General features: G+C 69.3%; 9 protein-coding genes. 6 read left to right on the plus strand and 3 right to left on the minus strand.

Annotated elements, in window-relative coordinates; all coding sequences use genetic code 11:
• The 4 genes from OS124_RS24125 to OS124_RS0108945 all read left to right on the plus strand — a co-directional run.
• A partial coding sequence (locus OS124_RS24125; RefSeq protein WP_237708093.1) for an SDR family NAD(P)-dependent oxidoreductase occupies positions 1-413 on the plus strand: 413 nt, incomplete at its 5' end.
• On the plus strand, positions 401-1291 hold the full coding sequence (locus tag OS124_RS0108935) for a hypothetical protein (RefSeq protein WP_010139178.1): 891 nt from the start codon (positions 401-403) through the stop codon (positions 1289-1291). The genes OS124_RS24125 and OS124_RS0108935, both read left to right, overlap by 13 nt.
• A gap of 187 nt (positions 1292-1478) precedes the next feature.
• Entirely contained in the window at positions 1479-2027 is a 549-nt protein-coding gene (locus tag OS124_RS0108940; protein ID WP_168161452.1) for a MarR family winged helix-turn-helix transcriptional regulator, read from the plus strand.
• Positions 2028-2123: 96 nt separating this feature from the next.
• Positions 2124-4286: an esterase-like activity of phytase family protein gene (locus OS124_RS0108945; protein WP_010139181.1), complete on the plus strand. Its 2163-nt coding sequence runs from the start codon at positions 2124-2126 to the stop codon at positions 4284-4286.
• 150 nt (positions 4287-4436) lie between these two features.
• Here the strand turns inward: OS124_RS0108945 and OS124_RS0108950 are convergent, their stop codons facing one another.
• Together OS124_RS0108950 and OS124_RS0108955 are read right to left on the minus strand one after the other, a co-directional pair.
• On the minus strand, positions 4437-6056 hold the full coding sequence (locus OS124_RS0108950; protein WP_010139182.1) for an acyl-CoA dehydrogenase family protein: 1620 nt from the start codon (positions 6054-6056) through the stop codon (positions 4437-4439).
• 103 nt (positions 6057-6159) lie between these two features.
• Complete coding sequence (locus OS124_RS0108955) at positions 6160-7080, minus strand: CehA/McbA family metallohydrolase (protein ID WP_010139183.1); 921 nt, start codon at positions 7078-7080, stop codon at positions 6160-6162.
• Positions 7081-7176: 96 nt separating this feature from the next.
• Between OS124_RS0108955 and OS124_RS0108960 the strand changes: the two genes are divergently transcribed.
• Entirely contained in the window at positions 7177-7731 is a 555-nt protein-coding gene (locus OS124_RS0108960; RefSeq protein WP_010139184.1) for a tetratricopeptide repeat protein, read from the plus strand.
• Between the two features lie 171 nt (positions 7732-7902).
• Positions 7903-8457 (plus strand): SGNH/GDSL hydrolase family protein, encoded by a 555-nt coding sequence (locus OS124_RS0108965; RefSeq protein ID WP_237708094.1) that lies wholly within the window; start codon positions 7903-7905, stop codon positions 8455-8457.
• Positions 8458-8463: 6 nt separating this feature from the next.
• Here the strand turns inward: OS124_RS0108965 and OS124_RS24130 are convergent, their stop codons facing one another.
• Positions 8464-8859 carry a hypothetical protein gene (locus OS124_RS24130; protein WP_138919474.1) on the minus strand — a complete coding sequence of 132 codons (396 nt, stop codon included), beginning with the start codon at positions 8857-8859 and terminating at the stop codon, positions 8464-8466.
• Positions 8860-8993: the final 134 nt, after the last annotated feature.

Consider the following 8993-nt stretch of genomic DNA (forward strand, 5'->3'; position numbering starts at 1 on the left):
GATCCTGCTGGTCAGCTCGCTTGCCGCGCGCGATCCTCTGCCGGACTGCCCGCGCCTACGCGGCCTCCAAGGCTGGGCTGTCCAGCTATGCCCGCGCCCTGCGGGCCGACCTGGCCGGAAGTGGCATCCGCGTTCTTCTGGTCGAGCCGGGCCATGTCGCGACCCGGCAGGCGGCGCAGCATCGCGGCGCCCTGCCGCTGCTGATGCCCCCCGAAGAGGCGGCGCGGCGCATCCTTGGCGCCCTCGACCGGGGCGCCACGGGGCTGGCCTTTCCGCGCCGCGCCGTGTTGGCGCTGGCGCTGCTCAACCGTCTGCCCTGGCGGCTGCGCGCGGCGCTGATGCGCGATCAGCGGTTCTGCGTCGACAACGCCCCGAGCCTTGCAGAGGTGCCCGCCCGCAAATGCCCCGACTGATCCTGCACATCGGCACCCACAAGACCGGCACCACCGCCATCCAGGGCTGGCTGGCCGCGCAGACTGCCGCGCTGGCCGGCGCGGGCTGGCATTATGGCGCGACGGACCGGCCTCCGCATCCCGATATCCCGAAGCACACCAGCCTCTACCGCGCCCTGGCCGAGGGGCGGTTCGCCGCCGAGCGGCGGGCGATCCTGGCCGATCACACGGCCTCGGGCCTGCCCGGGCTGATCCTGTCCGAAGAGGGGCTGTCGCTGCCCTGCTACCACGCCTTCGCGCCGCTGCGCGACCTGGCGCAGGACTACCAGATCACCGTCGTCGGGCTGTTCCGTCGTCAGGACCGGCTGATGGAGAGCCATTGGAACCAGCTCTGCAAGCAGGGCCAGACCGGCCTGTCGCTTGAGGATTTCTGTCGCCGCGAGTGGCACCGCAAGCGGCGGGAATACGACCGGATCCTCGACTTCTGGGACGGTTTCGCCCGGGTCGAGGCCCGCGCCTATGATCCGGCGGTCGAGGGCGGCGCCGTGGCGCAGTTCCTCGAGGCCGCCGGACTGCCCTTTGCTGCCGGACCCAAGCGGCTGGCCAACCTCTCTCCCTCGATGAACGCGGCGGCGCTGTCGGCCCTGCTGACCCGCCACGGGCTGCGCCGCCTGGTGCCGCTGGTTACCTGGAGCTTTCGGGCCGATACCCGCCCCCATGGGCTGGGCCGCGCGCTGCGGACCGAGATCCTCGCCGAGGTGGCCGCCGGCAATGCCCGCCTTGCGGACAGATACGGCCTGCATTTCGACGACCGGCTGCCGGACGAGCCCGAGACCCCGCTGGCGGTGCCGGACATGAGCGCGCTCGCCCGGGCCCTGGTGCGGCGGATCGTCGCCTGATGCGGCAGATTGGACACAGAAACGCGAACGTGATCGCCGCCGGTCGTGCAAGCTGCGCAAAAGGATGGCATTTGCAGGCCAAGCGCGCCGGCGACGGGACGAATGTGCAACGGGCCGGGTCAATTGTTTGACGGGTCAACGAACCGGGCCTATTGTCTGCCGCAACCATTCCTATCCGAGCACCCCAATGCCCAAGAGCCAACCCTATTGGCAGATGCCTGCCTTCCTCGACGAGACCGGCGGCCCCGACTACACGTTGATGGATCATGAGGAATACCTCACCTATCGCGTCGGGATGCTCTCGGGCGAGTTCAACCGCAACATCTCGAAGTACAATGCCCGCCACTTCGACCTGACCCTGGCCGAGGGGCGGGTGCTGACGCGGCTGGTCGACAGCGAGCCGCTCTCTTACGGCGAGATCTGCGAGAAGCTGCTGCTGGACGGCGCCCAGATCAGCCGCGCTGCCGCCTCGCTGGTGGATCGCGGCTACCTGCGCAAGGCGACCGATCCCAAGGATGCCCGCCGCGCCATCTTCGAGCTGACCGAAGAGGGCATGAGGGTGGGGCGCCAGGTGCTGCATGTCGGACGGGCCCGCCAGCAGTTCCTGCTGGAGAAACTGACCCAGGCCGAGCGGCGCACCTTCTACCGGGCGCTGTCCAAGCTGATGGGGGTGATGGCTGACCTGAACGCCTCGGGCGAGCTCCTGGGCGAGGCGGCCCTGCGCGAGCTGGAATAGCGCCGCCGCGGCATTTCGTCTGACCTGCACAAATCCTTCATCGTGCCGTTACAGGCACGGTGCACCTCTGCGCCATCCAATTGCAGGGGGAATGACATGCATATCCGCGTGACCGTACTGACCTCGCTGCTGGCCCTGTCGGCCAGCATGGCGAGCGCCGAGATGAACTTCAACCGTATCGCCAGCTTCCCGACGCCGCTGAACATGGCCGCGGGCGAAGACACCGGCCGCACCACCTCGGCCGAGATCATCGCCGCCACCGGAGACGGCATGACCCTGGCCTATACCGACAGCCCGCTGGGCGTGCTGGGGCTGATCGACATCACCGATCCGGCCAATCCCGCGCCCCTCGGCAATGTCGAGCTGGGCGGAGAGCCGACCTCGGTCGCCATCATCGGCGCCACGGCCTACGTCGGGGTCAATACCTCGGAAAGCTACACTCAGCCCTCGGGCAAGCTGGTGACCATCGACATCGCCGGCAAGTCGATCACCGGCGAATGTGACCTGGGCGGCCAGCCCGACAGCATCGCGGTGTCGAAAGAGGGCGATTTCGTCGCCGTCGCCATCGAGAACGAGCGCGACGAGGACCTGGGCGATGGCCGTGTCGGGCAGATGCCCGCCGGGGGCCTGGTGCTGGTGGGCACCGATGGCGCGGCGCTGGACTGCGCCAGCCTGAAGCACGTGGCCCTGACCGGCCTGGCCGAGATCGCGCCCGAGGATCCCGAACCCGAGTTCGTCGACATCAATGCCCTGGGCGAGACCGTGATCACGCTGCAGGAAAACAACCACCTGGTGATCGTCGACCGTGACGGCGGTATCCTGAACCATTTCCCTGCCGGGGCCGTGGACCTGGAAGGGATCGACACCGACGAGGAAGGCGCGCTGACCTTCAACGCCTCCCAGCCGGGCCGTTTGCGCGAACCCGATGCGGTCAAGTGGATCGACGACGATCACTTCGCCATCGCCAACGAGGGCGACATGGACGGCGGCTCGCGCGGCTGGACCATCTTCTCCAAGGACGGCACCGAGATCTACGAAAGCGGCACCTCCTTCGAATACGCCGTGATCGCGGCCGGCCACTATCCCGAGGAGCGCTCTGCCAACAAGGGCGTCGAGCCCGAGTCGGTGACCTTCGGTGAGTTCGAGGGCACGCCGATGGTCTTCGTCGGTGCCGAACGGGCCTCGATCGTCGGCGTCTACGACGTGACCGACCTGGCCGCGCCGGTGCTGACTCAGCTGCTGCCCTCGGGCATCGGGCCGGAAGGCTACGTGACCATTCCGTCGCGCAACCTGCTGGTCTCGGCCAACGAGGAAGACCTGGGCGAAGACGGCGGTCCGCGCTCTCATGTGATGATCTTCCAGTACCAGGACGCGCCGGCCAGCTACCCGATGCTGACCTCGGACGGTCTGCTGGAAGACGGCAAGCCGGTCGGCTGGGGCGCCAACTCGGGCCTGGTGGCCGATGGTGGGGCGATCTGGGCGGTGAACGACAGCTTCTACGCGATGCAGCCGACGATCTTCAAGATCGACCCGTCGCAGCAGCCCGCCCGCATCACCGAGGTGATCCGCGTCACCCGCGCGGGGCAGCCGGCGCAGAAGCTGGACATGGAAGGCATCACGCTGGACGGCGAGGGTGGCTTCTGGGTGGCCTCCGAGGGCCGTACCGACCGGGTGGTGCCGCATGCGCTCTATCATGTCGGGGCCGATGGCGCGATCGAGGACGAGGTGGGCCTGCCCGCCGAGCTGCTGGCCGGCGAGACCCGCTTTGGTTTCGAGGGTGTCACCCGCGTCGGGGATGTGCTGTGGATGGCCGTCCAGCGTCCCTGGGGCGATGACCCGAAGGACCACGTGAAGCTGGTGGCCTACAACACCGACAGCAAGGAATGGGGCGCCGTGCTCTATCCGCTGACCGTGCCCGCCACCGGCTGGGTCGGCCTGTCCGAGATCGTCGCCCATGACGGCAATGTCTACGTCATCGAGCGTGACAACCAGATCGGCGACGCGGCAGTGACCAAGAAGATCTACCGCATTGCCGCCGACCAGATGATGCCGGCACCGCTTGGTGACGAACTGCCCGTGGTCGTCAAGGAAGAGGTGCGCGACCTGATCCCCGACCTCAAGGCCACCGGCGGTTACGTGCTGGACAAGGTCGAGGGGCTGGCGATCATGGAAGACGGCACCGCCTGGATCTCGACCGACAACGACGGGGTCGATGACCACTCGGGCGAGACCATGTTCTTCTCGATCGGCAAGCTCTGAGCCTGACGGCCCTTGCAATGCGGACGCGCCCGGATTTCCGGGCGCGTTCTGCTTTTGAGGGAGGCGACATGAAGACAGGAAGGGGGGCTCCGCCCCCCGCGCGTGCCGCGCTCCCCCCGGAGTATTTTCAGCCTGGTGATGCGCTGGGCGTCAGCCCGTCCGGGCGAGGAGGGTTTCGGTATCGCAGCCGGGCATGGCGCCGGTGATGCGCCCGGACACGCCGGCGAGGCGGGTGGCGGTGAAGGCGTCGGAGACCGCCGCAGGGGCGTGGCGGATCAGCAGCGAGGCCTGCAGCAGCAGGGCGAGACGCTCGGCGAACCAGCGGGCCTCGGCCTCGGGGGGCAGGGCGGGCCAGCGCGCGAGGTGGGCCTTCAGGGCGGCATCGTAGCGGGGATCGGCGCCGGTGGCGGCCTGCAGCTCGGTGCGCAGGGTTTCGGCGGCCAGCGGTTCTTTCGCCAGGGTACGCAGGATGTCGAGGCAGATGACATTGCCCGAGCCCTCCCAGATGCCGTTCAGCGGCGCTTCGCGGTAGAGCAGTGGCAGGGGGGTGTCCTCGACGTAGCCCATGCCGCCGAGGGCTTCCATCGCCTCGTAGGTGACCACGGGCGCGCGCTTGTTCGAGTGGAACTTGGCCAGCGCCACCGCGATGCGGGCGAAGGCGCGGTCTTCGGGGGTCTGGCTGTCGAAGGCGCGGGCAGTGCGCAGGCCGAGGACCAGCGCCGCCTCGACATCCAGCGCAAGGTCCGCAAGCACCGCCTGCATCAGCGGCTGGTCGACAAGGCGTTTCTGGAAGGCGCTGCGGTGCCGGGTCCAGTAGAGCGCCTCTGCCAGCGCCGCGCGCATCAGCCCGGCGGGGGCCATGGCCGTATCCAGCCTTGTGTGGTGGACCATCTCGATGATGGTGCGCACCCCGTGCCCCTCGTCGCCGATGCGCAGGGCCAGGGTGTTGTCGTATTCGATCTCTGCCGAGGCATTGGAGCGGTTGCCCAGCTTGTCCTTCAGCCGCTGGATCTGGAGGGCGTTGCGTCCGCCCTCCAGCCAGCGGGGCACGAGGAAGCAGGTCAACCCCTCGGGCGCCTGCGCCAGCGTCAGGAAACCATCCGACATCGGGGCCGAGCAGAACCACTTGTGCCCGGTCAGGCGGTAGTGGTCGCCGTCGCGGGTGGCCACGGTGGTATTGGCGCGCACGTCCGAACCGCCCTGTTTCTCGGTCATCGCCATGCCGAGGGTGGCCGAGGTCTTGTCGGCCAGCGGCACGCTGCGGGGATCGTAGCTGCGCCCGGTCAGCTTCGGCACCCAGAGCGCGGCGATCTCCGGCGCGGCCTGCAGGGCGGGCGTGGCGGCATAGGTCATGGTCAGCGGGCAGCAGTGGCCGGGTTCGACCTGGCTGGCGAGGTAGACCATCGCGGCATGGGTGACATGGCCGCCCGGCGCGCCGTCCCAGGGCAGGGCGGCGTAGCCTGCCTCGGTCGAAAGCGCCATCATCCGGTGATAGGCCGGGTGGAACTCCACCGCATCGAGGCGCCGACCGGCGCGGTCGAACAGCTTCAGCTCGGGCGGGTGGTCATTGGCACTGCGGCCCGTTTCGCGGGTCTCGGTGGTGCCGAGGGTGGCGCCATAGGAAGTCAGGGCCCCGGACCTGCCGCCCTCGCGCGCCACCGCCTCTCGCAGGACGGTGTCGGTGGCCCAGAGATCGCGGTCGCCCTCGGCAGGGGGCTGGTTGGTCACCTCGTGGGTGGCGAGATGGGCGCGGGACGGCAGCTCTGCCATGGCTCTCCTCCTTGGCTCTCCTTGCGGGGAAGCCTAGAGGCGGAGCGCCATGGCGCAAGTCTGCCGTTGCGGCGCGGGCGGGTCCTGGCCGCCCCCTGGCGTGTTACAGCCAGATCGGGTTCGACCAGGCGCGCTTGCCGGCGCGGTCGATCACCGTGACGCGGATCCAGGGCGAATTGGCGAAACGGCCAAGCGGCACCTCGGCGCGGGTCAGGCTTTCGCCATGCACCGCCACGGCGGCAGAGCCATGGCCCTGCACGATGACCGAGGCCACCGCAGAGCTTTCCACCTGCACCGCCTTGTCGCCAACCATCACGCCGCGCAGTTCCGGGCCCTGGGTGGCGTAGAAGGCACCGTCCTTCAGCGCCGCCAGCAGGGCCTCGGGGGTGTTCTGCTCGGCCTTGACCATGACCCAGCCGCCGAAGTGGTCGGGCTCGGTGAAATGGGCATCATCCGTGGCGATGAGCGACAGCTTGCGGCCCTCGGAAAGCAGCAGGTCGGCAATCGAAAACCCGTCGGCGCGGTCACAGCCTGTGGCGCAGCCGTGGTTGTAGATCTCGACCGCATGCGCGGCCTCGATGGAGCGTGCATCCGCCAGCGTCAGGCCTGACCACTGTGGATGGGCGACGGCGACGAAGGCCCCGGCAGCGACGGCGCGGGCGGCGATCTCGGGGCCGGTCTCCTGCCCGTCGACCGGGCGGAAGTGGGGGGCGTTGGCCTGGGCGAAATCGGTGGGCAGGCCGACGGCCAGGATATGCCACAGCTCGCCGTTCTGCATGGCGCCCGAGTGCAGCTCGGCGCCGAGCAGGGTGGTGAAGCTGTCGTCGCGGAAGGGCAGGGTATCGGCGATCGGATAGCCGTAGAGGCCGATGAAGTGATCCGTCAGCGCGATGAAATCATAGCCTTCGGCCTTGTAGCGGCGGCAGACCTCGGCGGGCTCCAGTGCGCCATCGGAGAGGTTGGAGTGGGTGTGCAGGTTGCCGCGCCAGAAACGGCCGGGCCGGGTGAAGGCTGTCAGCGCCATCGGGATCTCCTCGTGTTCCGCCCCCTGCTACGGCATGCGGGCAATGCTTTCATGACGGGCTTGATTTCACCTGCCCCGCCCCGCAGAAGTACAGCCATGGCAGCCATGGACAAGCTCAATCACGCGCTCACGCAGGGCGACTGGAAAGCCGCCGACGAGATCCTGTCGCGGCTGGTGCGCAGGGCGCCGGGCGAGGCGTCGCTGCTCTATAATCTTGGCCGGGTGAAGATGGAGCGGGGGCAGTGGCCCGCCGCCCGCACCTGGCTGCGCAAGGCCATTGCGGCGGCGCCGGGGCACGCCCACGCCTGGTTCGAACTGGGCCGCACCGAGCTGCAGCTTGGCGACCTGGCAGCGGCGCAGCGCGGCTTCGCGAAGGCCGTGGCGCTGGATCCTGCGGATGCCGACGCGCACCTCAACCTCGCCCGGATCGCGCTGCGGCTCGGCGCCTTTGCCGAGGTGCGCGCGGCCCTGGCCCCGCTGGCCGGGCAGGGGGCCGAGATCGACGCCCTGCGCTACCGCGCGGCGGCAGAGCTTGGCCTGCCCGAGGCGGGGGAGGAGGCTGCGGCGCTCTGGTCCCGCAGTGGCGCGCGCGCCGAGGCGCTGAAGGCCCTGACCCGGGTGGCGAAGGGGCGGTTGCCGCTGGACCTCTGAGGCGGTCGCAGGGGGCGGAACCGGGGCGCGGGGGCCGTAATTGATCCGGGCGCCGGTCGTGGACGTACCCGTCACATGCGCCTGTTTGTCCTTCTTTCCCTCCTCCTGCTCACCGCCTGTGGTCGCGGCGTGCCCGACGGTGCACGGGTTGTCGTCGCAGGCGACTCCGTCATGGCCTGGAACCGCAGCGCCGGTGCCTCTGTCGCCGACGTGCTTGCGGCCCGTCTGGGCAGCCCGGTGGGGGATGTCTCGCTGCCGCTGGCCGAGGTCATGGGCGGCGTCGGGCCGCTGAACATCCCCAACCAGCTGGACGGCGTCAGGGCCGAGTGGATCGTGCTGGACGGCGGCGCCAATGACCTGAGCACGGGCTGCGACTGCACCGATTGCGGCGCGGTGCTGGACCGGCTGGTTTCGCAGGACGGCCGCCTTGGCGCGATCCCGGCGCTGGTTTCGGACCTGCGCGGCACCGGCGCGCGGGTGATCTGGGCGGATTACTACACCTCGCCGCGCTATGCGGGCACCGCCTGCGCCGGCACCTACCGGCAGCTTGAGATGCGACTGGGGCGGATGGCGGCCCTCGATCCGGGCGTGAGGCTGGTCGACATGGATGATGTCTTCGACCCCGGCGACCTGAGCCTTTTCGCCGGCGACCGCCTGCATCCCTCGAAGAAGGGTTCGGCGCGGATCGCGGATCTGGTCCTGCGGGAAATCGCCCCGGTGCCCTGAGACCGCCTAGCGCCGATAGCGCTTGCGATAGACCCCGGCCTCGGTCCCCAGTTCTTCCTGCAGGGCGCGGTTCGCGGCGACCTGTGCTTCGCTCATCACCCCGACCTCCAGCGCCGGAAGGTCTGCCGGGATGGGGATCACCTGCGCCACGGGCGTGCCTGCGGGCAGGGTGCCGGTGAAGTCGCGCTCGGTCCAGAGCGCGGGGAAATGCACGTAGCCATCGCGGAACAGGTCGCAATCGACCACGCCTGAAAGCGTGCGGAAGGGCAGCTCCTCGCGGTTCATCGGGTGGGTGAACAGCAGAGACCAGCCCGGCGGCACCTCCAGCGTCCAGAAGTTCATGAACTTCAGCACCGAGTTCACGGCCAGTTGCCATGGCGCGCCGGTCGCCTGTTCCGGCACATGCACCCCGATGGGGGCGCGGGAAATCAGCGTCTCGGGCGAGGGCGGGCATCGCCCAGTCCCAGCTCACCGCGCCATTCTCGAAATGCAGGTCGCAGGCCAGCGGATCATCACGCCGAGGCCGAGCGCATCAA

Source organism: Oceanicola sp. S124 (genome assembly GCF_000220565.1).
Lineage (GTDB): Bacteria > Pseudomonadota > Alphaproteobacteria > Rhodobacterales > Rhodobacteraceae > Pseudooceanicola.